Here is a 22,687-nt window from a genome sequence, read left to right on the forward strand (position 1 = left end):
ACAGTCTGATGTTGAGGAATCCCATGCTCATCGGCGCCGGACTGAAGCGGTCCGAGCACAAGAAGGCGGAGATCCTGGCCGCGGCTCGCGACATCTTCCTCAAGGAAGGCTACGCGGACGCCGGCATGGAGGCGGTGGCCCGCGCGGCGGGCGTCTCGACCGCCACCTTGTATGCCTACTTCCCCAGCAAGGCCGAGCTGTTCCGAACCGTCGTGGTCGACAGCGTACGGACGATGGCCGAGCCGGTGCGCGAGAGCGCCAAGACCGGCGGCGACGCCCGCGCCCGCCTGACCGCCCTCTCCCGGGCCTATGCCGAGTTCTTCGCCACGCCGGCCACGCGGGCGATGTTCCGGATGGTCACCGCCGAGCGGCGGCGCTTCGAGGGGGTGGCCGACCACTTCCTGGGGGCGGCGCGCGAGTCCCTTGGCGGGGCGGCGATCCAGGTGGTCAAGGAACTGAACGCGAGCGGCGAACTGAAGGTCGAAAAGCCCTCTTGGGCCGCGGGCCAGCTGATGGGCATGCTCGACCACGCCACCCTGGTGCTGGGCCTCTCGGCCGGCGACGAGGTGCAGCCCGACCGGCCGGTGAACAAGATCGCCGAGGACGCGGTGGAGACCTTCCTGGCGCGCTACGGCACGGGGTGAGCGCGCTCGACGATTAAGGTCGAGCGTTGCGCCGGCACAACTTACGCGGATCGTCGGTGGTGCTAGTCTGACGCTCGCCGATCCCGGCATTCCCGCAAGGACGCCCATGCGCCGCGTTGTCCTCGCCGCCCTGCTCGCCGCCGCCGCGAGCGCGCCCGCCGTCACGGCCCTGGCCGGACCGGACGCCGATCTCTTCCGCCAGCGCGAAGCCAGCGGGCCCGACACCCGATATCGCGCCGCCATCGACAGGGGTTACGAGGCCCTCGCCGCCGGACGCCAGGCCGACGCGCTCGCGGCCTTGCGGGCCGCCGACGGCCTGCCGCTGAACGAGGCGGCCAACTACGCCCTGCTGCCGCAGATCGCCTGGCTGCAGGCGCGCGCGGGCCGGCTCGACGAGGCCAGGCGCACCGCGCTCGAAGCGCGGCTGGCGCTGGACCTGGAGTCGGGCGCGGCCCGTTGCACCGACACGACCCTGGACGCAAAGGCCTACGCGGCTGAGGTTCGGACGGCCGCCGCCCGGCGCTATTGCAACGCCTTCGGCGACCCGCGCCCCGACGCGCTGTACAAGCGCAAGCTGGCGGCGGTGGAGGCGCAGCTGCGCTAGGCTCGCGGTCTCTGGGGGAAGACCATGAAGACGACATTTCGCGCCGCCGGCGCCGTGGCGCTGGCCGCGCTGGCCCTGTGCGGGTTCGCGGGCCAGGACGGCTATTTCGGCGATCCGGACGGGCGCAGCTATGGCGATCCGCAGTTCGCCGCCAGCCAGGCCCTGTGCCGCGCGGTGCGCGATCGCGCCCCGCCGCCGGAAGATCTGCCCGACGCGGCGACAGCCAAGGCCCTGGAGGGCTGCTCGTCCGAGGCGCTCTACTATGGGATCGGCATGACCGCCGATCCGGTGCGCGCCCGGCAATGCGCGATCCTGGAGATGAAGAACCAGAACAAGCCGTACGAGGCGTTCGCCGGCGCGGGCATGCTGATGACCATCTACGCCAACGGCCGGGGCGCGAAGAAGGACCTGGACCTGGCCGTCCGCATGGCCTGCGCCGTCTGGGGCGCGCCGGTCGACAACGACAACCTGGTGCAGGCGCTGGACGTGCGTCGGCGGGGCGGGTCGGCGAGCGAGCCCTTCGACTACTGCTCCGATGTGATGATCGGCGCATCGAACGTCTCTGGACCGATGTGCCTGGCGCACGAGGCGCAGGTGGCCGAACCTGTCCGCGCCGCCCGGCTGGCGGTGCTCACGCGCGACTTCTCGCCGGCGGCCCGCCAGGCCTATGAGGCGCTGAACGCGGCCGAAGCGCGGTTCATCCAGGTTCGCCAGGACAACGAGTCCCCGCCGGGCGCGCAGAACCGGGGCGTTCCGCTTCGGATCTCCGAAGACGCCCGCGACGTCCATGTCGAGCAGCTGGAGCAGCTGTCGGGTTCGGCCCGCGTCACGGGCGCGGGCGAACACCGGTCCTATGACCGGACCCTGAACCAGGTCTACCGCGTCGCCCTGGGCGAACTGCCGCCTCGGCAGGAGGCGCAGGCCGGCGACATCACCCGCGAGGGCGTGCGCGAGACCGAGCGGGCCTGGATCGCCTATCGCGACGCCTGGCTGGCCTTCGCCCCGCTCGCCTGGCCCAGGGCCTCGACCGAGGCGCTGGCGGCGCGGCTGACGCGCGATCGCGTCGGCCAACTGGCCTGCATCCTGGCCGACTTCGAGATCGACCCGAGCTACGCCCAGCGCTGCTCGGGGTACTGAGGCCTTCTCAGGGGAACAGGCGGCTGGTCGTCCAGGCGCCGTCGACACGCTCGTAGACCAGGCGTTCGTGCAGGCGGAACGGCCGGTCGCGCCAGAACTCGATGACCTGCGGAACGATGCGGAAACCCGACCAGTGCGGCGGGCGCGGCACCTTGCCGATCAGGCCGTACTTCAGGCCCATCTCGGCCACGCGGCGCTCCAGCGCCAGGCGGTCGGGCAGCGGCCGCGACTGGTCGCTGGCCCAGGCGCCCAGCTGGCTGTGGCGGGCGCGGCTGGCGAAATAGGCGTCGGCCTCGGCCTCGCTGACCGGTTCGACGATCCCGCGCACCCGCACTTGGCGGCGCAGCGACTTCCAGTGGAACAGCAGGGCCGCCTTAGGATTGGCGGCCAGTTCCCGGCCCTTGGCGCTTTCCAGGTTGGTGTAGAAGACGAAGCCGCGGCTATCGACGTCCTTGAGCAGCACCATCCGCGAATCCGGCATGCCGCTTTCGTCGACCGTCGAGACGGTCATAGCGTTGGGGTCGTTGGGCTCGGACTTGCCGGCCTCGGCCAGCCACTCGCCGAACAGGTGGATCGGATCACCCTCGGGCAGCAGCGGCGGCGGGGTGGCCGAGGCCACCTGGGCGACATAGTCGTCCTCGCTGGGCGAGGCAGGGATCAGCGGCGCGTCGGTCATGCCCTGGATATAGGCCCGTGCGCGGCCTGGGGCCATGCTTGACCGGACACGTAAGAGACGGCCGCCGCCGATCGCCGCATCCCGCGCCCGAAGAAGTTAACTTAACGCCCCGTTGACCAAGTCGGCGCAGGGTCGCGGCATGACCGCCGCCTCGGCCCCTTCCCTGTCCCTTTCCGCCGCCCGCGCGATCCTGGGCGTCGCGCCCGGCGCCGACGAGCGCGAGCTGCGCGCGGCCTATCGCGAAGCCGCCAAGCGCGCCCACCCGGACCGTCCCGGCGGCGATGCGGCCCTGTTCCGCGACGTGCTGACCGCCTATCGCCTGCTGCAGGGGATCGAGCCCCCGGCCGGCCTGGGCTTTCCCCCCGCCACCGTGCAGACCCCGGCCATGCCGAGCCAGGCGGTGCTGGAGATCGAGCCGGCCTTCGCCTTTTCCGGCGGCGCGCTGGAAGCCGAGATCGGCGGCCGCCGCCTGCGCCTGACCCTTCCCGCCGGCCTGCGCCACGGCGACACGGTGCGGGTGGGCGAAACCCTGCTGACCGCGCGCATCAAGGCCGATCCGGCCGCCCTGGTGCGCGGCCACGACCTGTGGCTGACGGTGCGCCTCGACGCCAAGGTGCTGGCCGAGGGCGGGCGCGTGGAGTTGGACACCGTCATCGGCCCGCGGACCGTATGGATCTCGACCAAGGCCGCCGAGCGGGGCCTGGTGCGCCTGAACGGCCAGGGCCTGCCGGCCCGCGCCGCCCATACCGCCGGCGACCTCTTCCTGCGCCTGGAGCGCACCGGCGCCGTGCACGAAAGCGCCGCCCGCTCGCAGCTGAAGCGCTTCGCGGCCGCCTGGGCGGCCTGATCGCTCACGACGCGTCGGCGAAGCCCTTGGCGCGCAGCGTCAGGCGGCCCGCGCGCGGGTCGTGCTCGAACACCAGCCCGCCGCTCACCCGCGATCTCTGCGGAATGTAGTCCAGGGTGGCCTGCGCCGTTTCCGGCCCGCCCTGCCCGCTCAGCACGCCCTCGATCGCCACCTGGGCGGCCGAGGATCCGCCGTGGTTGACCGCCTCGACCTGCGCCACGAAGCCATGCGGCGTCGGCGTGACCTCGACCAGCCGCACCTCGATGGCCGGCGGCGAGCGCTCGCCCAGCACCGCGTCCCAGGCGACGAAGCCGATGGCGGTCAGGGCGCAGGCCAGGCCGATCGCCGCCGAGATCCATTCCAGCAGCGGCGGCGCGTTCGGCGACGACGGCTTGGCGGGCGCGGGCTTGCGCCTGGCCGGTGCGCGCTTGGCCGTCGCCATCAGACCACCAGCCGCGCGGTGGCCGCGCCCAGCGCGGCGGGAAAGGCCAGGACGATGGTCATGGTGGCGATCTCGTGCGGGGCGACGCCGTCGGTGCGCCCGAAGGTCCAGAGCAGATAGAGGCTGACGACCAGCGCCACGCCGTAGCCGGGCGCGGTGAAGCCGACGAAGGTGCGCAAAGCCCCGCCCGCCTCGCGCCGCCGGCTCTCGCCGGGAAAGCCCAGCCGGTAGACGAAGACGTGCAGCAGCAGCACCGACAGCGCCATCAGCAGCAGGGCCTGCAAGGGGCCCATCTGGTAGGCGATCAGGATCATCTCCTCCGTCGGGGCGACGGTGAAGGCGAGAAACAGCGCGCCGACCGCCATCAGGAAGATCTCGCCCAGCGTGCCGGCCCGCTCCTTTTCGTGCGTGCTGGGAGCGCCCTCGCCCAGCTGCTTGCCGGCCACCAAGGCGCCGATCGCGCCTGGAACCGCGCAGAGCGCGACCTTGCCGAGATCGGCCTGCAAGGACAGCCCCTGCCGGAAGAGCACGCCGAACACCGCCAGCAGCACCCCGGCCAGCAGGAAGCCGACGCCGAAGGCGGCCAGCGCGTCCAGCACCTCGTCCCTCAGGCGGAAGGTCGGCTCGAACCCGGCGTAGTAGGAAAGCCCCAGCAGCATGGGCAGCGACAGCAGCAGAAAGGCCAGCAGCCGCGTCCGCTCGACCGCCATGCCCAGCGACCACATCTCCATGGTCATCAGCAGCGGAAACGAGAACAGCAGCGCCCCGCCGAACGCGCGGGCCAGGGCCCGACCATAGGCGGCGTTTGCGTCCAAGGCGGCTCCTCCCGTCACCGCCCCTGCAACGGCCAGGCTTGGCGGCGGGTTCCGCTTCAGGCGTAGGCGATCAGGCGTCCCAGAACCCCGACCGCGACCCACAGCCCGAGCGAGGCCAGCGCCATGAGCCGGGCCGCCGGCGGCGCGGCGGCGTCCCAGGCCGACAGGCGAGCGCTCCACAGCAGGCGGAAGGCGACGGCGTTGGCCAGGGCGACGACGATCAGCACGAGCTTGCAGCGGAACACGGCAGAGCCGGCCAGGGCCTCGGCGTCGGCCGCGAACAGGACAAGGCCCGTGGGCGCCATCAGCGCCAGCCCGGCCGCGGCCATCGGCGTCAGCACCCGCGACAGGGCCGCGACCGGCAGCGCCCGAAAGGCGCCCGCCAGCCGCAGGTCGAGCAGGCCAACGCCCCCGACCAGCAGGACAAGGCCCGCCAGGTGCAGCAGGTTGGCCAGCGGATAGGCGTAGGCCGAGCCCCGCGCCCAGGCCCCGAACGCGGAGTCCTGCAGCGCCGAGACCAGCTCCACCTAACGCAGCTCGACCGTCTTGCCGTCGACCGTGACGCGCTCGATGCGCATCTCGGCCACGCCGTCCTTGCGCGGATAACCCTCGAGCGTGACCGCCTTGCCCGAGGTCAGCATCTCGCGCGACAGGCCCCGCGCCTCCATGCGGGCGACCGGGGCCAGCACCACGTCCCAGTCCTTGCCCGCGTGGCGCACCTTGGCCGCGCCGTGGGGATTGCCCCAGCTGACGTCGGTCAGCGGCGCGGTGATCTTGAGGGTCTTGTCGGCGTCGTAGGCGCTCCAGCCGTGGTGGGCCAGGGCGGCGGCGGGAACGACGAGCACGACGGCGGCCACCGAGAGCGGCATGAGCCTGAACATGGGTCTTCACCTCTTCACGTCCCGACGAGCGAAGTGGGACACGAAGCGACGGCGGGGGCAAGCGCCCCCATGGTCACTCCAGCGTCATCCCCGGCGTCCAGCCGCTGGCGGCGAGGAAGGCGCGGGCGTCGGACACGGTGAGGATGTCGCGCAGGGCCGCGCGCTTGTCGCGGGCCCTGGCGTAGTAGGCCTTGGCGATGCGGTAGCCGGTCCAGTAGCCGAGATCGGCGGGCTTCTCGGGCGTGGAGTTGTAGAACCAGGCCGACAGATCGGTCTTGTCGAGGTCGGCGGCGAAGGCGGTCTCGATCTCGCGCTCGCGGCCCTTGGTCAGGGGCTCGAAATAGACGTAGGCGGGCCGGCCGATCAGCAGCTCGGTGACGAACTCGGCGCCGCCTTCGAGCAGGGCCGTCTCCAGCACGGTGGGATTTTCCTTCTCGGTCAGCAGCGGGTTCTGCTGGGCATGGGCGTACTCGTGCAGCAGCACGCCGACGAAGCGGCTCTCGGTGTCGGGGTTCATGAACTCGGTGGCGCACAGGGCCTCGAGCCCGACCTGGACGCCGGTGACCGGACTGCCGATCGCCACCGGCTTGCCGCGGCCGACCGCCACGGTGACCGTGGGCACGCGCGCCTGCGGATAGAGCGCGGTGAACTTGCCCAGAGCCGTATCCACCCGCCCCTTCACCTTGGGCAGCACATCGGCGCAGGCGCGAGCCTTCCGGTACAGTTCAGGCCGTGCGGCGATGGCCTCGGCCAGCCGGGTCGCGGTCGTGCGGCGAGCATCGAAGAAGGTGCGCAGGCCCGGCGAGCCCGCGTCGATATAGCCGGCCTGAAGCTGTTCGGCGCTGGGGCGGCCGCCTGCCTGATCGTAGAGCCGGTAGAACAGGTCGACGTCGGCGGTGTCGAGGCTGGACGCGGCCCCTTTCGTCCAGGCCGGACCAGCCAGAACCATCGCCGCCGCCAGGCCGGTCGTCAGAATCCAGGATCGCACGGCCCCTCCCCCTTTTCTTATCGCGCGGCGAAACTGGCCTGCCGAAGCCGCGAAGATCAAGGGCCAGGCCACCGCGCCCGTCCCAGGCGTGTCAGCATCTTCCAGGCCGCCGCGAAAAAAATCGCGACGCCGCCCTTGAAGTTATATCGCGCACGATTAAATCGCTCTCACCAATTCAGTCGCAGGAGCGAACCCGATGAGCACTCTCTACCAAACCCGCGCCACGGCCACCGGCGGCCGCGAAGGCGGCGTCCGCAGCAACGACGGCCTGCTGGACGTGCGCCTGGCCATGCCCAAGGCCCTGGGCGGCAAGGAAGACGGCACCAATCCCGAGCAGCTGTTCGCGGCCGGCTACGCTGCCTGCTTCCAGAGCGCCATGGCCTTCGTGGCCCGCCAGAAGAAGATCCCGCTGACCAGCTCGACCGTCACCGGCGTCGTGGGCCTCGCCGCGCAAGAGGTCGGCTTCAAGCTGGAAGTGGCGCTGGAAGTCGAAACCCAGGGCCTTTCGCAGGAAGAGGCCGAAGCCCTGGTTGCCACGGCGCACCAGGTCTGCCCCTATTCCAACGCCACCCGCGGCAACATCGATGTCGCCCTCAACGTAAAGGCTGCATGACCTCGGACGCCGACATAGCCCTGGACAAAGCGGTCGAGGTGTTGCGCCTCGACCGCCAGCTCTGCTTTGCGCTCTACAGCGCGGCCAACCGGGTCACGCGCCTGTACCGGCCGCTGCTGGACGCCCTGGGCCTGACCTATCCGCAGTACCTGGCCATGCTGGTGCTGTGGGAGCACAGCCCGCGCACCGTCGGCGAGATGGGCCAGGCGCTGGACCTTGAGTCCAGCACCCTGACCCCCCTGCTGAAACGGCTGGAGGGCGCCGGCCTGATCGTGCGCAGCCGCGATCCCGACGACGAGCGGCGGGTGATCATCTCGCTGACCGACGCCGGTGACGCCATGCGCGAGCAGGCCCTGGGCGTGGCCGAGCAGTTCTTCTGCCGACTCGACACGCCGATGCCCGAACTGGTGGACCTGCGCGAGCGGCTGAAGCGGCTGGCGGTGTAGGGTCTGTACTCAATTGGACGAGGGCAATGAGTTATCTGTTTCAATAACTTATAGTAGTTGTCATCCCGGCCGTAGCGCAGCGGAGCGCCGGGATCTCCCACAGTTCAGAACCTGCCAACGTGGGAGATCCCGGCTCTACGGATCGCTGACGCGCTCCTCCGGCCGGGAAGACACGTTTCTTTGCACGCCAATTGAGGCCAGACCCTAGGCGCGACCGCGCTCAATAAAGGGCGCGGTCGTCTTCCAGGTATCGCGCGACGAACTCGGCGAAGCTGTCGGCGACGAACCGCTCTCCGTCCGACACCAGGAAGACACGTCCGAAGTCGGGCCCCTCCTTGCAGCAGACGCCCCAGGCCGAACACCAGATCAGCGTGTCGGCGAAAAGCAGCGCACTGGCGGCCGACGTTACGGCCACAGCATCATCCGCTTTCGGCGCGCCGCACTCCTCGACCAGGGACCGGATCCGTTCGAGGCCCCACCAGGCGTTGCCGAACTCGTCCATGACCCCGCCGTCGTCGACGGGTCGAGCAGGCGTGGATCAGGTAGTCGCGAAAATCGTCGGGAAGACGCACGCCATAGTGCGCGGCCAGCGATGCGACCTCGGCAGCGCCATGCGCGACGTGGCGGCGATAGCCCTGCCCCCGCTTCGCCCACAGGGCCAGCAGCCGGTCATGGGGCGCGGCTCCGGCGGCGGAACCTGCGGCAGGCGGAGCCCCTTCCCCCACCGGACTCGGCAGCCTGAAACTCACCTGGCCTGATCCGGTGAAGTAGCCATCCTGGGCTCTCGGCGAGACCTCGACGTCGACCTCGCCGTCCCACTCGGCCCTGCGCTGAGAGAGATAGACGGCCCGGCCGTCAAACGCGTGCCCCGGCTCATCGACCACGCCCGCCCAGACGTGCGAGATCGCGGCGTCGAGCCTCACCTTGAAGGGCTTGGGCAGCGGCGGTTCATGGCCGAACTCCCGCGACCGCCAGAGCCCGCTCGGAGAGACGAGAATATCCTGTTGGGACGCCATGCGTTGAAGCTAGGTCGGGGCGGCCCCGCCAGCAACGCCGATGTCGCGGCCGCTCCCCATGGCGCGAAGGGCCGCGACCCGCTAAACCCGCGCCATGCTGCGTCTTTCCGAACTGAAGCTGCCCCTGGACCATCCGCCGGAGGCCATGGCTCCGGCCATTTGCGCGCGCCTTGGCGTCGACCCGGCCGACCTCCTGGAGGTCAAGCTCTGGCGGCGGGCGCACGACGCCCGCAAGAAGTCCGCGATCCTGATGGTCTACACGGTGGACGTGGCCCTGCGCGACGAGGCCGCCGTGCTGGAGCGCTTCAAGGGCGACCACCAGATCCGCCCGACGCCCGACACCGCCTATCGCTTCACCGCCCGCGCGCCGGAAGGCTTCGACGGCCCGCGTCCGGTGGTGATCGGCGCCGGTCCCTGCGGCCTGTTCGCCGGGCTGGTGCTGGCCCAGATGGGCTTCAAGCCGATCATCCTGGACCGCGGCAAGGTGGTGCGCGAACGGACCAAGGACACCTGGGCCCTGTGGCGCAAGAGCGAGCTGAACCCGGAGTCGAACGTGCAGTTCGGCGAAGGGGGCGCTGGCACCTTCTCGGACGGCAAGCTCTACAGCCAGATCAAGGATCCGCGCTTCCTGGGCCGCAAGGTGCTGGAGGAGTTCGTCGCCGCCGGCGCGCCCGAGGAGATCCTGACCGAGGCCCATCCGCACATCGGCACCTTCCGCCTGGTGCACATGGTCGAGAACATCCGCGCCCTGATCGAGGGCCTGGGCGGCGAGTACCGCTGGCAGCACCGCGTGACCGACTTCGAGATCGAGGCGGACGAAGACGGCCAGCGCAAGCTCAAGGGCCTGCATCTTTCGACCGGCGAGTACCTGGAGACCGAGCACGTGGTGCTGGCCGTCGGCCACTCCTCGCGCGACACCTTCCAGACCCTGCACGACCGCGGCGTCCACATCGAGGCCAAGCCGTTCTCGATCGGCGTGCGCATCGAGCACCCGCAGTCGTGGATGGACAAGGCCCGCTTCGGCGCCTGCGCCGGCCACCCGGACCTGGGGGCTGCCGACTACAGCCTGTCGCACCACTGCTCCAACGGCCGCACGGTCTACAGCTTCTGCATGTGCCCGGGCGGCACGGTGGTGGCGGCGACCTCGGAGCCGAACCGGGTGGTGACCAACGGCATGAGCCAGTATTCGCGCAACGAGCGCAACGCCAATTCCGGCTTCGTCGTGGCCATCGATCCCGAGCGCGACTATCCGGGTCACCCGCTGGCCGGCATCGAGTTCCAGCGCAAGTGGGAGTCCCTCGCCTTCACCGCCGGCGGCGGCGACTACAAGGCCCCGGCCCAGAAGGTCGGCGACTTCCTGGCCGGCCGCCCGTCCGAGGCGCTGGGCGAGGTCTCGCCTTCCTACAAGCCGGGCATCAAGATGACAGATCTGGCCGAATGTCTGCCGCCGTTCGTGCTGGAGGCCATGCGCGAGGCCCTGCCGGTGTTCGGCCGCCAGATCGCCGGCTACGACCATCCCGACGTGCTGATGACGGGCGTCGAGACCCGCACCTCCTCGCCGATCCGCATCACGCGCGGCAAGGACCTGCAGAGCCTCAACACCGCCGGCCTGTTCCCGGCCGGCGAAGGCGCGGGCTATGCCGGCGGGATCCTGTCGGCGGGCGTCGACGGCATCAAGATCGCCGAGGCGGTGGCGGCGGCCTATGTGGCCAAGGGTTGGGCGGAGCCGGTCTAGAAGACCCCCTCCGCCTTTCCGGCGCCTCTCAAGGCGCCAAACAGTTCTCCGAATACCGAAACTCAATTCAGCTATCGCCAAAAGAGCATTCCGAAATCAGGACCCATTCGCGCGACTAAATATGCAATGGATTGCGGATATTGGAATTTAACCTTGATGCGCTAGGCTGAACTCTAGTCGGCGTTTCGGGGACTTCGATAAATGGCGGAAGCATCGGCTCGCGACGCCCTGCTGGTGGACGCCAGCACCTTCTTCGAGGTCTCGCTGGACCTGCTGATCATCCGCGATCTGGAAGGCACCGTGCTGAAGGCCAGCCGATCCTGGCAGACCAAGCTGGGTCATCGTCCCGAGGACATGGAAGGCCAGCCCCTGCTGCGGCTCGTCCATCCCGACGACATGCCCGGCACGCGCGACAGCGTCGTCGAGGTCGAGAACCGCAAGGAAGGCGATCCGGTCCGGGGCTTCATCAACCGCTATCGCCACGCCGACGGCCACTACCGCACCCTGGAATGGCGGGCCCAGCGCGCGGGCGACCGCATCTATGGCGTGGCCCGCGACGTCACCGACCGGGTGGCGGCAGAGCGCCAGCTGATCGAGGCCAAGGCGGCGGCCGAGGCGGCCAGCCGGGCCAAGTCCGACTTCCTGGCCAATATCAGCCACGAGATCCGCACGCCGCTGAACGGCGTCATCGGCATTGTCGACGCCCTGTCGCGCACCGCCCTCACGCCCGAACAGGCCGAGATGATCGCCCTGGTCCGCGACTCGGGCGCGACGCTGGAACGGCTGGTGTCGGACTTCCTGGACGTCTCCAAGATCGAGGCCGGCCAGCTGCAGTTGGAGAAGCGGTCGTTCAACCTCGACCAGGCCCTGCGTCCCGGCGTCGAGGTTATGCGCCGGCGCGCGCAGGAGAAGGGCCTGACCTTCGCCATCGAGCGGCCGCCCATCACCGGCGGCCGCCACCTGGGCGACGGCATGCGCCTGAGCCAGGTGATCGGCAACCTGCTGTCGAACGCCATCAAGTTCACCGACCAGGGCGGGATCGTCCTGCGCGTCGCGGCGACCGAGGCCCACGGCGAGACCCACCTGACCTTCGAGATCGAGGACACGGGCATCGGCTTCGACGCCGACCAGGCCGCGGGACTGTTCACCCGCTTCAGCCAGGCCGACGAGTCGATCAGCCGCCGCTTCGGCGGCACGGGCCTTGGGCTTTCGATCTGCCGCTCGCTGGTCGAGATGATGGGCGGCGAGATCTCGGCGACCTCGCGCCCCGGGATCGGCAGCCGCTTCACCTTCTCGCTGAGCCTTCCGCGCCTGCAGGAAGCCGTCGAGGTCAGCGCCGAGCCGCCGCCGCCCGAGCCGATCGCCCTGCCCGACCACCCGCTTCGCGTGCTGCTGGTCGAGGATCATCCCACCAACCAGCGGGTGGCCCAGCTGATCCTGGCGACCCAGGGCGCCGACGTGGTCACCGTGGGCGACGGCTTCGAGGCCGTCGCCGCCTTCGGGGACGGCCGTTTCGACATCGTGCTGATGGACATGCAGATGCCGCGCATGGACGGCCTGACGGCGACGCGCGCCATCCGCGCTCTGGAGGTCGAGCGCGGGGCGGTGCGCACGCCGATCATCATGCTCAGCGCCAACGCCCTGATGAAGCACCGCAACGAGGCCCTGACCGCCGGCGCCGACCTGCACGTGGCCAAGCCGATCACCGCGGCCAACCTGCTGGCGGGCATCCAGGCGGCGGTGGCGTAAAGCGCCTAAATCCCTCTCTCAAAGAGAGAGGGAAAGGGTAGATCCGATCAGGCGGCTTCGGCCTGCTCCGCAGGGAGGCGGATCAGGTAGTCGAAGGCCGACAGCGAGGCCTTGGCGCCCTCGCCCATGGCGATGATGATCTGCTTGTACGGCGTGGTGGTCGCATCGCCGGCCGCGAAGACGCCCGGCATGGTCGTCTCGCCGCGGTAGTCGACTTCGATCTCGCCGCGGTTGGACAGAGCCACGCCCGAGTCCTTCAGCCACTCGGTGTTGGGCACCAGGCCGATCTGCACGAACACGCCTTCCAGATCGACGCGGTGGGCCGTGTCGTGGTTGCGGTCCTTGTAGGACAGGCCGTTGACCTTGGCGCCGTCGCCGTGAATCTCGGTGGTCATGGCCGAGGTGACGATCTTGACGTTCGGCAGGCTGGCGAGCTTGCGCTGCAGAACGGCGTCGGCGCGCAGCTGGCTGTCGTACTCGATCAGGGTGACGTGGGCGACGATGCCGGCCAGGTCGATGGCCGCCTCGACGCCGCTGTTGCCGCCGCCGATCACCGCCACGCGCTTGCCCTTGAACAGCGGACCGTCGCAGTGCGGGCAGTAGGCCACGCCCTTGTTCTTGTACTGCGCCTCGCCGGGCACGTTGACGTTCCGCCAGCGGGCGCCGGTGGACAGGATCACGGTGCGCGACTTCAGGCTGGCGCCGTTCTCGAGCTTGACCTCGATCAGGCCGCCCTCGGTCTTGGGGCCGACCAGGCCGACGGCCTTCTGCAGGTTCATCACGTCGACGTCGTACTGCTTGACGTGCTGTTCCAGCGCCGTGGCCAGCTTGGGGCCTTCGGTGTGCTGCACCGAGATGAAGTTCTCGATGGCCATGGTGTCGAGCACCTGGCCGCCGAAGCGCTCGGCGGCGACCCCGGTGCGAATGCCCTTGCGGGCGGCGTAGACGGCCGCGGCCGCGCCGGCGGGACCGCCGCCGATGACCAGCACCTCGAAGGCGTCCTTGGTCTTGATCTTCTCGGCGGCGCGGGCTTCGGCGCCGGTGTCGAGCTTGGCCAGGATCTGCTCGACCTCCATGCGGCCCTGGCCGAACGGCTGGCCGTTCAGCAGGATGGTCGGCACGGCCATGACCTGGCGCTCTTCAACTTCAGCCTGGAAGAGAGCGCCGTCGATGGCGACGTGGCGGATGCGCGGGTTCAGCGCGCTCATGGTGTTGAGCGCCTGCACGACGTCGGGGCAGTTCTGGCAGGACTGCGAGAAGTAGGTCTCGAAGCTGTAGTCGCCGTCCAGGCCCTTGATGCGCTCGATCACCTCGGCGTCGAGGCGCGGCGGGTGGCCGCCGACGTGCAGCAGCGCCAGCACCAGCGAGGTGAACTCGTGGCCGAGCGGCAGGCCGGCGAAGCGGACATCTGCATCGCCCGCAGCGCGGGTGATGGCGAACGAGGGCTTGCGGGCGTCGTCGCCCGAGAGGTTGAGGCTGACCTTGTCGGACGTCGCGACGACGTCTTCCAGCAGGGCCAGCATGTCCTTGGAGCCCTTGTCCTCGCCCAGCGAGGCGACCAGTTCGATCGGCTGGCGCAGGTTCTGCAGATAGGTGCTCAGTTGGGTCTTCAGACCAGCGTCCAGCATGACGGGCTCCCAGAAAACTAGGGGGAGGAGGAAGTGCGTTCGATTTTCGGGGGAGGATCGAACGCGGCGAACGATCGAGGGGTGCGCCGCCGCTCCAGAAGGAGCGAAGCGGCGGCGCGGGTAGTCAGTACAGGGTCGTCTTAGATCTTGCCGACGAGGTCGAGCGACGGGGCCAGGGTCTTTTCACCCTCTTCCCACTTGGCCGGGCAGACTTCGCCCGGGTGCGAGGCGACGTACTGGGCGGCCTTGATCTTGCGGAGCAGTTCGATGGCGTTGCGGCCGATGCCTTCGGCGGTGACTTCCATGAACTGGATCACGCCTTCCGGGTCGACCAGGAAGGTGCCGCGGTCGGCCAGGCCGACGCCCGGACGCATGATCTCGAAGTTGTTGGTGATCGCGCCCGAGGGGTCGCCGACCATGTGGTACTTGATCTTGCCGATGGCCGGCGAGCTGTCGTGCCAGGCCTTGTGCGAGAAGTGGGTGTCGGTCGACACGGCGTAGATCTCGACGCCCAGGCGGGTGAAGACGTCGTAGTTGTCGGCCAGGTCTTCCAGTTCGGTCGGGCACACGAAGGTGAAGTCGGCCGGGTAGAAGAAGAAGACCGACCACTTGCCCTTGGTGTCGGCGTCGCTGACCGTGACGAACTTGCCGTCCTTGTACGACTGGGCGGTGAAGGATTTGATCGTGGTGTTGATCAGCGACATGGGACGCTCCGTTGGAAAAGGATGCGTCGTAGGTATCGCGATGCAGCAAATAGGTCCAATCGATAAAATCAGTTCCGAAGATAGATCCTGCCTATCCCCGCCTCAGGACGCCTCGCGATCAAGCTGAGCCATGGGAGCAGCTTGTGGAGCATAGGGTTCGGCGGCCGGCAGACAGCGCACCAAGACCTCTACGGTGAGCTCACGGTCGGTGATGATCGGCGGCGCCTCACCGAACACCGCTCGCCAAAGTTCGGCCAGTTCTTCGCAGGTGCGATCAGTCAAGCGGCGGGCCTCCTTTCGAAGAGGGAAAGCCTTATGCCGCAAGGGGTTGCTGGTTAACGAGCTGGGCTGGAGCCCATTTTCGGCGAACGCGCGCTCGCGATCGCGTGGCGCAGGCGTCAACTTCGGGTGGATCGGCGCGAGACGCGCCCCTAGGCTCACGGCCTGGTTGGTGTTTGGGGGACGAATGCGGATCTGGATTCTGGCCGCGGTCGCCGCGGCGGCTCTCGGCGCCTGTGACGGCGGCGCCAAGCCAAAGGCGCCGCTGCCGGCGACGCCGGTGAAGGACGCCCCAGCCGCCGGCGCGAGCACGCCCTCCCCCGAGCTGGGCCCCGAGCCGGGCGCCGAGCCCGACAGCGGCTATCGCTGGAACACGGCCATGCCCGGCCAGAGCGTGCAGTACGGCCTGCCCGAAAGCGACGACCGCCTGCTTCGCATCGATTGCGACGAGCATGGGCGCATCGAGATCGGCGGCCCTGCCGGCGTCGACGGCCAGGAGGGCGAGCGGGTGACCGTCACCTTCGGCGAAGGCGACGCGGCCCGCACCCTGCCGGCGCTGCTGGCCATGGCCGGCGACGGCATGAACTTCTACGCCCAGGTCGCCTCGGACGATCCGGCCCTGCGAACCCTGCTGGCCGGCCGCCCGCTGAAGGTGACGCAAGGCGACGACAGCTGGGAGGTCCCCGGCCTGGGCGCCGCGGCCGAACTGGAGCCGTTCCTTCAGGCCTGCCGGGCGTCGGCCGGATAGGCGAGCGCTCTCCCCTACTTCACCACCAGTTCGAACGGCGTCGCGGGCAGGCGGTTCTGGCCATAGAGGTTCAGCACCGGACTGTCGGCCCAGGCGAAGCGGACCTTCACCGCCGCATAGCCGGCGGGAACGCTCAGGCGGATCTTGTCGCCCTCCACCGCGGCGTCGACGAAGCGGCATGACTCCGGCGCGTCGCACAGTTCGAACCCGGCCGGGCGTCCCGAGCCGTAGACCACCGCCGGCTGGTCGAGCGTGACGACGATGTCGCCGCCGTCGCGCACGGCCGTGACCGGCGCGGGGCCCGAAGCGTTCAGGGCCTCGCCATAGGCCAGCTTGCGGGCCAGACCGCCAAGGCGCAGGCCGACCTGCAGCTTGTCGGCCGGGTGAATGTCGTAGGGCGAGCCCAGGTCGACGGCCGAGGCCAGGCCCGTCGTCGGATCGGCCGCGACCGTGCGACGCTGGACATCGCGCAGTTCGGCCCAGCGCGAGACGCCCGGCTTGTCGACCTGCGGACCGAAGGCGGCCAGTTGCACCATCAGGAACGGCGCGTCGGGCGCGGCGAAGGCCCGCCGCCAGTCGGCGATCAGGGCCGGCATCAGGCGGGCGTATTCCTTGGCCTCGGTGACGTTCGACTCGCCTTGGTACCAGGCGAAGCCCTTGACGCCGTAAGGGACCAGCGGCGCGATCATGCCGTTGTGCAGGGTCGACAGGCCCGACGCGCCCAGCCACGGCGCGTGCGGCGGCAGGCCGGTGTCGGAGAGCCTGGTCGAGACCTTGTAGCGCCAGGTTCCGCCCATCGGGACGAACGAGCCGTCGGCCAGCTTCAGGCCCTTGTCCTTGGCGGGCCCCCAGGCGCCGCCGCCGCCGCCCGTGTCGACGGCGCGGATGGCGACGACGTTGCGGCCGGCCTTCAGGGTTCCGGCCGGCAGGGCGTAGGCGCGCTTGAAGTCCCACCCTTCCTGCGAGCCGACCTGGCGGCCGTTGACGAAGGTGGTGTCCATGTCGTCGATGGGCCCGAGCACCAGGGTCGAGCCCCCCTTGGCTTGGGCAGCGGCCTGGGCCTTGGTCAGGGTGATCTCGGCGCGCAGCCAGATCGTGCCGTCGAAGGTTTCCAGGCCCGGATTGGTCTCCCAGAATTGCTCGGCAGGCATGGTCGCCCAGGCGCGGTCGTCGAAGTCGGGCTTGGCCCAGTCCGCCGCGTGCGGCTCGACCTTGGCGGCCCAGCGGTCGAGCATCGCGCCCCAGCGGGCCATGCCCTTGGCGGGGTCGCTGGCGTAGTCGGCCAGCACCGACAGGCCCTCGTCATAGCCGCCCAGCGCCTTGAGGCCCGGACCGCTGATCCAGTCCTGGATGATCGAGCCGCCCCAGGTGGCGTCGATCAAGCCGATCGGAGCATGGGTGCTCTTGCGGATGTCGCGGCCCATGAAATAGCAGGCGGCCGAGAAGTTGTTGGCGCTGTCGTAGCTGGAGGTCTTCCAGACAGCCTGGGCAGGCAGCGTATCGGTGGGGTTGGGCAGGCTGGTGCGGCCGGTCTGCAGCAGGCGCACGTGCGGGTCAGTGGCCGCCGCGGCCTCGACCTCGCCGTTGAGGGCGCGGCGCAGCGGGTACTCCATATTCGACTGGCCCGAGCACAGCCAGACGTCGCCCATCAGGAGGTCGGAGATCGTCTGGACCTCGGCGCCCGCCTTGACCGTCAAGGTCAGGGGCTGGCCGGTCGCCGGACGGGCCGGCAGTTGCGCGCTCCAGCGGCCGCTCGCATCAGCCGTGGCGGCCACGGACTGGCCGGAGAGATCGATGGAGACGGCGGCGTTCGGCGCGGCGACGCCCCAGACCGCGATCGGGTGGTCCCGCTGGAGCACGGCGTGGTCGGTGAACACCGAGGCCAGCAGCGGGGCCGCAGCGGCGGGCGATACGATAGCCAGGGCGGCGGCCCCGGCGAGCAGGTGACGGGTCAGACGCACGCGAGGTCTCCGCTTGATCACAACTAAAATCGTCATCCCGGGCGAAGGCGCCTGGCGCCGCAGACCCGGGACCCAGGCGACTGGGCTCGGCGGATGGATCCCCCGCCCGGCGGCGGCCGACGCAGTGCGCCGGCCCCTAGGTCCCGGATAAGCCCTTCGGGCTTTCCGGGATGACGCCCTCTATTTCCGCAAAGTCGATCAGTCCGCCTTGGCCGGGCAGGTCGTGCCGGTCGGGTCGGTGGTCAGCTTCACGCCGCTGATCGAGACGGCCAGGCTCCCGGCCGTGGCCAGCGAGAACGGGGCCTCGACCTTGGTCACGTCCGTGCCGGCGGCCTGGAAGCACTTCAGCGGCACCTTCAGGCTGGTCCACTCGCCGACCTTGGCGCCCGACAGCACCGAGGTGACGTCGAGCTTGCCCGCGCCGATGCCCAGCGTCGTCTTGGCCGACGGAGCGGCGTCGACGCGCCAGTTCACCTGCAGGGCGATCTCGGCGTTGGTCTGGAAGGTCAGGTCGAAGGCCTTGTCGCCCGCGATCTCGGCCGCGGCGGGCACGCCGCCGGCAAAGGTCAGCTGGCGGCCGGCTTCCTGCACGTTGCCGGCGTCGACCGGCTTGATGTGCACCGAGGTGGTCGGCAGCAGGCGGAACTCGAACGGCGCCGGGGTCTTGCCGCCGACGAAGTAGTTGCTGTCATTGGCCGCGACGGCGGTGACGCCCGAGACTTCCGACAGCTTGGGCACGGTCCGGCCGGCCTTGTAGGTCAGGCCGTAGCCGTAGGCGAACAGCGGCGCGTAGGCCTTGTCGCCCTTGTTCAGCGAGAACTGCGCGGCGGTCTTGGGCCAGCTGAACGACAGCTTGCCGTTGAAGTCGCGGCGCGGCTTGCCGGCGGCGTCGCCGACCAGCACGTCGGCGATGCCGCCGCCTTCCGAGCCCGGCAGCCAGGCGGCCACGAAGGCGTCCGAGGCGTTGATCTCGGGGTTCACCCACAGCGGACGGCCCGACAGGAACACGGCGACCACCGGCACGCCCTGGGCCTTCAGCTTCTTGAGCAACGCCAGGTCGGTCTTGTCGCCTTGCTGGTACTCGAGCGACTTCAGGTCGCCCACGCCCTCGGCGTAGGGCTGCTCGCCGAACACCACGACGGCGACATCGGGCTTGTCGGTGAAGCTGCCGTCGACGCTGAGCGTCGCGCTGCCGCCCGAGGCCTCGACCGCGTCCTTGAAGCCCGAATAGATCGACTGGGCGTTGGGGAAGTCGCTGTTCTTGTTGTCGGTGCCCTGCCACGACAGGGTCCAGCCGCCCGACTGCTGGCCGATGTCGTCGGCGCCCGAGCCGGCCACCAGCACCTTGGCCGACGACTTGATCGGCAGCACGCCGCCGTTGTTCTTCAGCAGCACCAGCGACTTGGCCACAGCCTCGCGGGCGATGGCGCGGTGGTCGGCGTTGCCGAGCACGCCCTCGCGGCCTTCCCACGGACGGTCGGCGCGGAAGAGGCCAAGCTTGGCCTTCACGCGCAGGATGCGGCGCACGGCGTCGTCGATGCGCGCCATCGGCACTTCGCCCGACTTCGCCTGGGCCAGCAGGTTGTCATAGAGGCCCTTCCAGCTGTCGGGGGCCATGTACATGTCCAGGCCCGCATTGGCGGCCTGGGCGCAGTTGGTCGGCGTGCAGCCCTCGACCTGGCCGTGGCCGTTCCAGTCGCCGACGATGAAGCCGTCGAAGCCCATGCGGCCCTTCAGCACGTCGGTCAGCAGCGACTTGTTGCCGTGCATCTTCTGGCCGTTCCAGCTGTTGAACGAGGCCATGATGGTCATGGTCCCGGCGTTGATGGCCGGAACGTAGCCCTGGGCGTGCAGGCGGATCAGGTCCTGCTCGGAGACCTGCGTGTCGCCCTGGTCCTTGCCGTTGGTGGTGCCGCCGTCGCCCAGGAAGTGCTTGGCGCTGGCCGCCACGTGGCCCTTCTGCAGGGCCTGGCCCTCGCTGACGGCGCCCTGCAGGCCCAGGATCATCTCGCGGGCGTACTGGCGGACGATCGCGGGGTCTTCCGAATAGCCCTCGTAGGTGCGGCCCCAGCGGTCGTCGCGCGGCACGGCCAGGGTCGGACCGAAGGCCCAGTCGAAGCCTGACACCGCTGTCTCCTGGCCCGTGGCGGCGCCGATCTTGCGGATCAGTTCAGGATCGTGGGCGGCGCCCAGGGCGATGTTGTGCGGAAACAGCGTGGCGCCGACGAGGTTGTTGTTGCCGTGCACGGCGTCGATGCCGAACATCAGCGGGATGTTGGTCCCGCCGCGCTGGGCGGCGGCGTCGCGGAAAGCCTTGACGGTGTCGACCCAGGGGCCGACCGGCGAGCGGTCGGGCGCGCCCAGGGGCGGCGAGCTGCCGCCGGCCAGGATCGAACCCAGCGGATAGGTCTTGAGATCCTCGGCCTTGATCGAGGCGGTGTCGGCCTGGATCATCTGGCCGACCTTCTCCTCCAGCGTCATCTTGGCCAGCAGGCCGTCGACGAAGGCTTCGGTGGCCGGGTCGACCAGGCCCTGGCTCTTGGCCGCGGGCCACAGCGCCGGATGGGCGGTGCTCTTGGGACTGTCGGCGGCGAAGGCCGGAGCCGACAGAAGGGTGGTCGCCATCAGGGCGATGGTCAGGGTCCTGGTGTTCATGCTCCCCCGCTCTTCCTTGCTTTGGGCGGTCTGCGAGCCGCCTGGATGTTACCGGTATCGAAAGCTCGACGCCGATGCATACACGGTCTAATTAATACGACAAACACTGAGACAACGAATTTTAGGGAGACGTTGCAATGGGGGTGGTTCGGAACGCGCTGCTGGCGGGCGCTGCATTGACAGCGCTGTATGGCGCAAACGTCTCGGCCGAAACCCGCACCCTTTCCTCCCCCGACGGCGCCGTCTCGATCCAAGTCTCCGACGAGTCGGGACAGGCGCGCTACGCCGTCGCCTACAAGGGCAAGACCCTGATCGCGCCCTCGGGCCTGGGCCTGGAGCTCTCGAAGGGCGGCCGCTTTTCCTATGGCGCCAAGATCGTCGGCGCGGAGAGCGGCAGCGGCGAGGACGCCTACGACCTGCCCGCCGCCAAGGTCAGCCGCGTCGTCCAGAAGCACAACGAACTGGCCGTCGACTTCCAGGAGGAAGGCGGCCGCCGCTTGCGGGTGATCTTCCGCGCCTACGACCAGGGCGCGGCCTTCCGCTATGTGCTGCCCCAGCAGGAGGCGACCGCGGCGACCAACGTCAACGACGAGGTGACCGGCTTTTCCTTCCCCAAGGACTACGGCTGCTTCGGCCTGAACCTCGGCAAGTTCGGCACCAGCCACGAGGGCGAGTTCGACCCGGTCCAGGCCTCGCGGTTCCGCGAGCACAACCTGTTCGACGCGCCGCTGGTCTGCCAGGGCGACAACGCCGCCTTCGCCATCGCCGAGGCCGACCTGAAGGACTGGGCGGGGATGTACCTGACAGGCCGGGGCGATGGTCGGCTGGGCGTGTCGGTCAAGCTGTCGCCGCGGCTCGACGGTTCTGGCACGGCGGTGAAGACCCGCCTGGGCGCCGACGTCGTCTCGCCCTGGCGGGTGATCATGATCGCCCCCAAGGCCGGCCAACTGGTCGAGAACACCCTGCTGACGACGCTGAGCGCGTCCTCCGTCGTCGCCGACACCAGCTGGATCAAGCCGGGCAAGGCCGCCTGGGACTGGTGGAACGGCCCGACGCTGAAGGCCGTGCCGAACGCCGGCATGAACCCGCAGACCATCAAGGCCTATATCGACTTCGCCGCCACCAACGGCCTGGAATACATGCTGATCGACGAAGGCTGGAACGTCGGGGCCGGCGGCGCCTCGGTGGTGCGGCCGGGCGTCGACGTCACCCGCCCCAAGCCCGAACTCGACCTGCCGGGCCTGATCGCCTACGGCGCCGACAGGAAGGTCGGTGTCTGGCTGTGGCTGAACTGGAAGGCCCTGGACGCCCAGATGGACGAGGCCCTGGCCCTCTACGAGCAGTGGGGGATCAAGGGGATCAAGGTCGACTTCATGGACCGCGACGACCAACAGATGGTCGACTTCTACCACCGCCTGCTGAAGAAGGCCGCCCAGCACCACCTGATGGTCGACCTGCACGGCGCCTATCACCCGACGGGCCTGATCCGCACCTATCCGCACTACCTGACCCAGGAAGGCGTGCTGGGGGCCGAGTACAACAAGTGGAGCGCGCGGATCACCGCGAGCCACAATGTCATGCTGGCCTATACGCGCCTCTTGCTAGGGCCGATGGACTACACCCCCGGCGGCTTCCGCAATGTCGAGCCCGCCGCGTTCGAGCCCCGCGACCGCCTGCCCTTCGTGCAGACCACGCGTGGCCAGGCGCTGGCGATGTTCGTGGTCTACGACAGCCCCTTCACCATCGTCGCCGACAGCCCCGACACCTATGCCGAAAGCCCCGCGGGTCTCGATTTCGCCGCCGCCGTGCCGACGGCGTGGGACGAGGTGCGCTACGTGACCGGCGAGATCGGCCAGTCGATCGTCGTCGCCCGCCGCAAGGGCGACGAATGGTGGATCGGCGCGCTGAACAACGAGACCGCGCGGACGGTGAAGGTCCCGCTCGGCTTCCTGGGCAAGGGATCCTGGAAGGCCGACGTCCGCCAGGACGGCGCGACCCCCACCAGTATCGAGGGTTCGGCTCCCTCCGTCTCCGCCGCCTCGACCCTGACCCTGAAACTCGCCGCCAGCGGCGGCGCGGCCGTGCGCCTGACGCCGGTCCAGTAAAAGTGAGCCAGTCC

At 69.6% G+C, this 22,687-nt stretch carries 22 protein-coding genes; 10 read left to right on the top strand and 12 right to left on the bottom strand.

The window, feature by feature from the left end; translation table 11 throughout:
* Nucleotides 1-23 precede the first annotated feature (23 nt).
* The 3 genes from G5B46_RS12900 to G5B46_RS12910 all read left to right on the top strand — a co-directional run bounded on the left by G5B46_RS12900 (nucleotide 24) and on the right by G5B46_RS12910 (nucleotide 2,385).
* Nucleotides 24-644, top strand: coding sequence for a TetR/AcrR family transcriptional regulator (locus tag G5B46_RS12900; protein WP_165259182.1), 621 nt, complete (start codon nucleotides 24-26; stop codon nucleotides 642-644).
* A gap of 106 nt (nucleotides 645-750) precedes the next feature.
* The gene (locus G5B46_RS12905; RefSeq protein WP_165259184.1) at nucleotides 751-1,248 is read left to right on the top strand and encodes a BTAD domain-containing putative transcriptional regulator; all 498 of its coding nucleotides are present in this window, start codon (nucleotides 751-753) and stop codon (nucleotides 1,246-1,248) included.
* Nucleotides 1,249-1,272: 24 nt separating this feature from the next.
* Entirely contained in the window at nucleotides 1,273-2,385 is a 1,113-nt protein-coding gene (locus tag G5B46_RS12910) for a lysozyme inhibitor LprI family protein (protein WP_165259186.1), read from the top strand.
* A 7-nt stretch (nucleotides 2,386-2,392) separates the two neighbouring features.
* On the opposite strand, the gene pdxH is transcribed toward G5B46_RS12910, so the two are convergent.
* Nucleotides 2,393-3,061 carry a pyridoxamine 5'-phosphate oxidase gene (pdxH, locus tag G5B46_RS12915; protein WP_165259187.1) on the bottom strand — a complete coding sequence of 223 codons (669 nt, stop codon included), beginning with the start codon at nucleotides 3,059-3,061 and terminating at the stop codon, nucleotides 2,393-2,395.
* A 139-nt stretch (nucleotides 3,062-3,200) separates the two neighbouring features.
* On the opposite strand from pdxH, the gene G5B46_RS12920 reads away from it, so the two are divergent.
* Nucleotides 3,201-3,908, top strand: coding sequence for a DnaJ domain-containing protein (locus tag G5B46_RS12920; protein WP_165259189.1), 708 nt, complete (start codon nucleotides 3,201-3,203; stop codon nucleotides 3,906-3,908).
* A gap of 4 nt (nucleotides 3,909-3,912) precedes the next feature.
* On the opposite strand, the gene G5B46_RS12925 is transcribed toward G5B46_RS12920, so the two are convergent.
* The 5 genes from G5B46_RS12925 to G5B46_RS24850 all read right to left on the bottom strand — a co-directional run bounded on the left by G5B46_RS12925 (nucleotide 3,913) and on the right by G5B46_RS24850 (nucleotide 7,034).
* Nucleotides 3,913-4,350 (bottom strand): hypothetical protein, encoded by a 438-nt coding sequence (locus tag G5B46_RS12925; protein ID WP_165259191.1) that lies wholly within the window; start codon nucleotides 4,348-4,350, stop codon nucleotides 3,913-3,915.
* Nucleotides 4,350-5,165, bottom strand: coding sequence for a TIGR02587 family membrane protein (locus G5B46_RS12930; RefSeq protein WP_165259192.1), 816 nt, complete (start codon nucleotides 5,163-5,165; stop codon nucleotides 4,350-4,352). The genes G5B46_RS12925 and G5B46_RS12930 overlap by 1 nt, the downstream gene beginning before the upstream one ends.
* Before the next feature lie 56 nt (nucleotides 5,166-5,221).
* Entirely contained in the window at nucleotides 5,222-5,692 is a 471-nt protein-coding gene (locus G5B46_RS12935) for a hypothetical protein (protein ID WP_165259193.1), read from the bottom strand.
* Nucleotides 5,693-6,046 (bottom strand): DUF6152 family protein, encoded by a 354-nt coding sequence (locus tag G5B46_RS12940; RefSeq protein ID WP_165259195.1) that lies wholly within the window; start codon nucleotides 6,044-6,046, stop codon nucleotides 5,693-5,695.
* A 73-nt stretch (nucleotides 6,047-6,119) separates the two neighbouring features.
* Nucleotides 6,120-7,034: a DUF2268 domain-containing putative Zn-dependent protease gene (locus G5B46_RS24850; protein ID WP_165259196.1), complete on the bottom strand. Its 915-nt coding sequence runs from the start codon at nucleotides 7,032-7,034 to the stop codon at nucleotides 6,120-6,122.
* Between the two features lie 196 nt (nucleotides 7,035-7,230).
* Here G5B46_RS24850 and G5B46_RS12950 point away from each other — a divergent pair, with 196 nt between their 5' ends.
* Together G5B46_RS12950 and G5B46_RS12955 are read left to right on the top strand one after the other, a co-directional pair.
* Entirely contained in the window at nucleotides 7,231-7,647 is a 417-nt protein-coding gene (locus G5B46_RS12950) for an organic hydroperoxide resistance protein (protein WP_165259197.1), read from the top strand.
* Nucleotides 7,644-8,093, top strand: coding sequence for a MarR family transcriptional regulator (locus tag G5B46_RS12955; RefSeq protein WP_165259199.1), 450 nt, complete (start codon nucleotides 7,644-7,646; stop codon nucleotides 8,091-8,093). Before G5B46_RS12950 ends, G5B46_RS12955 begins: the two co-directional genes overlap by 4 nt.
* A 220-nt stretch (nucleotides 8,094-8,313) precedes the next feature.
* On the opposite strand, the gene G5B46_RS12960 is transcribed toward G5B46_RS12955, so the two are convergent.
* Entirely contained in the window at nucleotides 8,314-8,595 is a 282-nt protein-coding gene (locus tag G5B46_RS12960) for a hypothetical protein (RefSeq protein WP_165259200.1), read from the bottom strand.
* Nucleotides 8,596-9,203: 608 nt separating this feature from the next.
* On the opposite strand from G5B46_RS12960, the gene G5B46_RS12965 reads away from it, so the two are divergent.
* On the top strand, nucleotides 9,204-10,844 hold the full coding sequence (locus G5B46_RS12965; protein ID WP_165259201.1) for an NAD(P)/FAD-dependent oxidoreductase: 1,641 nt from the start codon (nucleotides 9,204-9,206) through the stop codon (nucleotides 10,842-10,844).
* Nucleotides 10,845-11,045: 201 nt separating this feature from the next.
* Nucleotides 11,046-12,593, top strand: a complete 1,548-nt coding sequence (locus tag G5B46_RS12970) for an ATP-binding protein (RefSeq protein ID WP_165259202.1) — start codon at nucleotides 11,046-11,048, stop codon at nucleotides 12,591-12,593.
* Nucleotides 12,594-12,640: 47 nt separating this feature from the next.
* Here G5B46_RS12970 and ahpF read toward each other — a convergent pair whose 3' ends face one another.
* The 3 genes from ahpF to G5B46_RS12985 all read right to left on the bottom strand — a co-directional run bounded on the left by ahpF (nucleotide 12,641) and on the right by G5B46_RS12985 (nucleotide 15,207).
* Entirely contained in the window at nucleotides 12,641-14,221 is a 1,581-nt protein-coding gene (ahpF, locus tag G5B46_RS12975) for an alkyl hydroperoxide reductase subunit F (RefSeq protein ID WP_165259203.1), read from the bottom strand.
* Nucleotides 14,222-14,361: 140 nt separating this feature from the next.
* Nucleotides 14,362-14,925 (bottom strand): alkyl hydroperoxide reductase subunit C, encoded by a 564-nt coding sequence (gene ahpC, locus G5B46_RS12980; protein ID WP_101718084.1) that lies wholly within the window; start codon nucleotides 14,923-14,925, stop codon nucleotides 14,362-14,364.
* A gap of 102 nt (nucleotides 14,926-15,027) precedes the next feature.
* Nucleotides 15,028-15,207, bottom strand: coding sequence for a hypothetical protein (locus G5B46_RS12985; RefSeq protein WP_165259204.1), 180 nt, complete (start codon nucleotides 15,205-15,207; stop codon nucleotides 15,028-15,030).
* Nucleotides 15,208-15,391: 184 nt separating this feature from the next.
* Between G5B46_RS12985 and G5B46_RS12990 the strand changes: the two genes are divergently transcribed.
* Nucleotides 15,392-15,952, top strand: a complete 561-nt coding sequence (locus G5B46_RS12990) for a hypothetical protein (RefSeq protein WP_165259205.1) — start codon at nucleotides 15,392-15,394, stop codon at nucleotides 15,950-15,952.
* A 14-nt stretch (nucleotides 15,953-15,966) separates the two neighbouring features.
* Here the strand turns inward: G5B46_RS12990 and G5B46_RS12995 are convergent, their stop codons facing one another.
* Complete coding sequence (locus G5B46_RS12995; RefSeq protein WP_346764915.1) at nucleotides 15,967-17,913, bottom strand: sialate O-acetylesterase; 1,947 nt, start codon at nucleotides 17,911-17,913, stop codon at nucleotides 15,967-15,969.
* A gap of 198 nt (nucleotides 17,914-18,111) precedes the next feature.
* Entirely contained in the window at nucleotides 18,112-20,568 is a 2,457-nt protein-coding gene (locus G5B46_RS13000; protein WP_165259207.1) for a glycoside hydrolase family 3 protein, read from the bottom strand.
* Nucleotides 20,569-20,705: 137 nt separating this feature from the next.
* Here G5B46_RS13000 and G5B46_RS13005 point away from each other — a divergent pair, with 137 nt between their 5' ends.
* Nucleotides 20,706-22,673 (top strand): glycoside hydrolase family 97 protein, encoded by a 1,968-nt coding sequence (locus tag G5B46_RS13005; protein ID WP_165259208.1) that lies wholly within the window; start codon nucleotides 20,706-20,708, stop codon nucleotides 22,671-22,673.
* The last annotated feature ends 14 nt before the right edge of the window (nucleotides 22,674-22,687 follow it).

The organism is Caulobacter sp. 602-2, assembly GCF_011043625.1.
Lineage (GTDB): Bacteria > Pseudomonadota > Alphaproteobacteria > Caulobacterales > Caulobacteraceae > Caulobacter.

Excerpts from the sequence above, each read along its gene's own strand:
- pdxH (WP_165259187.1), bottom strand. The coding sequence starts at position 3,061 with ATGACCGACGCGCCGCTGATCCCTGCCTCGCCCAGCGAGGACGACTAT.
- G5B46_RS12970 (WP_165259202.1), top strand. The coding sequence starts at position 11,046 with ATGGCGGAAGCATCGGCTCGCGACGCCCTGCTGGTGGACGCCAGCACC.
- G5B46_RS13000 (WP_165259207.1), bottom strand. The coding sequence starts at position 20,568 with ATGAACACCAGGACCCTGACCATCGCCCTGATGGCGACCACCCTTCTG.
- G5B46_RS12940 (WP_165259195.1), bottom strand. The coding sequence starts at position 6,046 with ATGTTCAGGCTCATGCCGCTCTCGGTGGCCGCCGTCGTGCTCGTCGTT.
- G5B46_RS13005 (WP_165259208.1), top strand. The coding sequence starts at position 20,706 with ATGGGGGTGGTTCGGAACGCGCTGCTGGCGGGCGCTGCATTGACAGCG.
- G5B46_RS12960 (WP_165259200.1), bottom strand. The coding sequence starts at position 8,595 with ATGGACGAGTTCGGCAACGCCTGGTGGGGCCTCGAACGGATCCGGTCC.
- G5B46_RS12900 (WP_165259182.1), top strand. The coding sequence starts at position 24 with ATGCTCATCGGCGCCGGACTGAAGCGGTCCGAGCACAAGAAGGCGGAG.
- G5B46_RS12955 (WP_165259199.1), top strand. The coding sequence starts at position 7,644 with ATGACCTCGGACGCCGACATAGCCCTGGACAAAGCGGTCGAGGTGTTG.
- G5B46_RS12965 (WP_165259201.1), top strand. The coding sequence starts at position 9,204 with ATGCTGCGTCTTTCCGAACTGAAGCTGCCCCTGGACCATCCGCCGGAG.
- ahpC (WP_101718084.1), bottom strand. The coding sequence starts at position 14,925 with ATGTCGCTGATCAACACCACGATCAAATCCTTCACCGCCCAGTCGTAC.
- G5B46_RS12925 (WP_165259191.1), bottom strand. The coding sequence starts at position 4,350 with ATGGCGACGGCCAAGCGCGCACCGGCCAGGCGCAAGCCCGCGCCCGCC.
- G5B46_RS12920 (WP_165259189.1), top strand. The coding sequence starts at position 3,201 with ATGACCGCCGCCTCGGCCCCTTCCCTGTCCCTTTCCGCCGCCCGCGCG.
- ahpF (WP_165259203.1), bottom strand. The coding sequence starts at position 14,221 with ATGCTGGACGCTGGTCTGAAGACCCAACTGAGCACCTATCTGCAGAAC.
- G5B46_RS12905 (WP_165259184.1), top strand. The coding sequence starts at position 751 with ATGCGCCGCGTTGTCCTCGCCGCCCTGCTCGCCGCCGCCGCGAGCGCG.
- G5B46_RS12910 (WP_165259186.1), top strand. The coding sequence starts at position 1,273 with ATGAAGACGACATTTCGCGCCGCCGGCGCCGTGGCGCTGGCCGCGCTG.
- G5B46_RS12990 (WP_165259205.1), top strand. The coding sequence starts at position 15,392 with ATGCGGATCTGGATTCTGGCCGCGGTCGCCGCGGCGGCTCTCGGCGCC.
- G5B46_RS12950 (WP_165259197.1), top strand. The coding sequence starts at position 7,231 with ATGAGCACTCTCTACCAAACCCGCGCCACGGCCACCGGCGGCCGCGAA.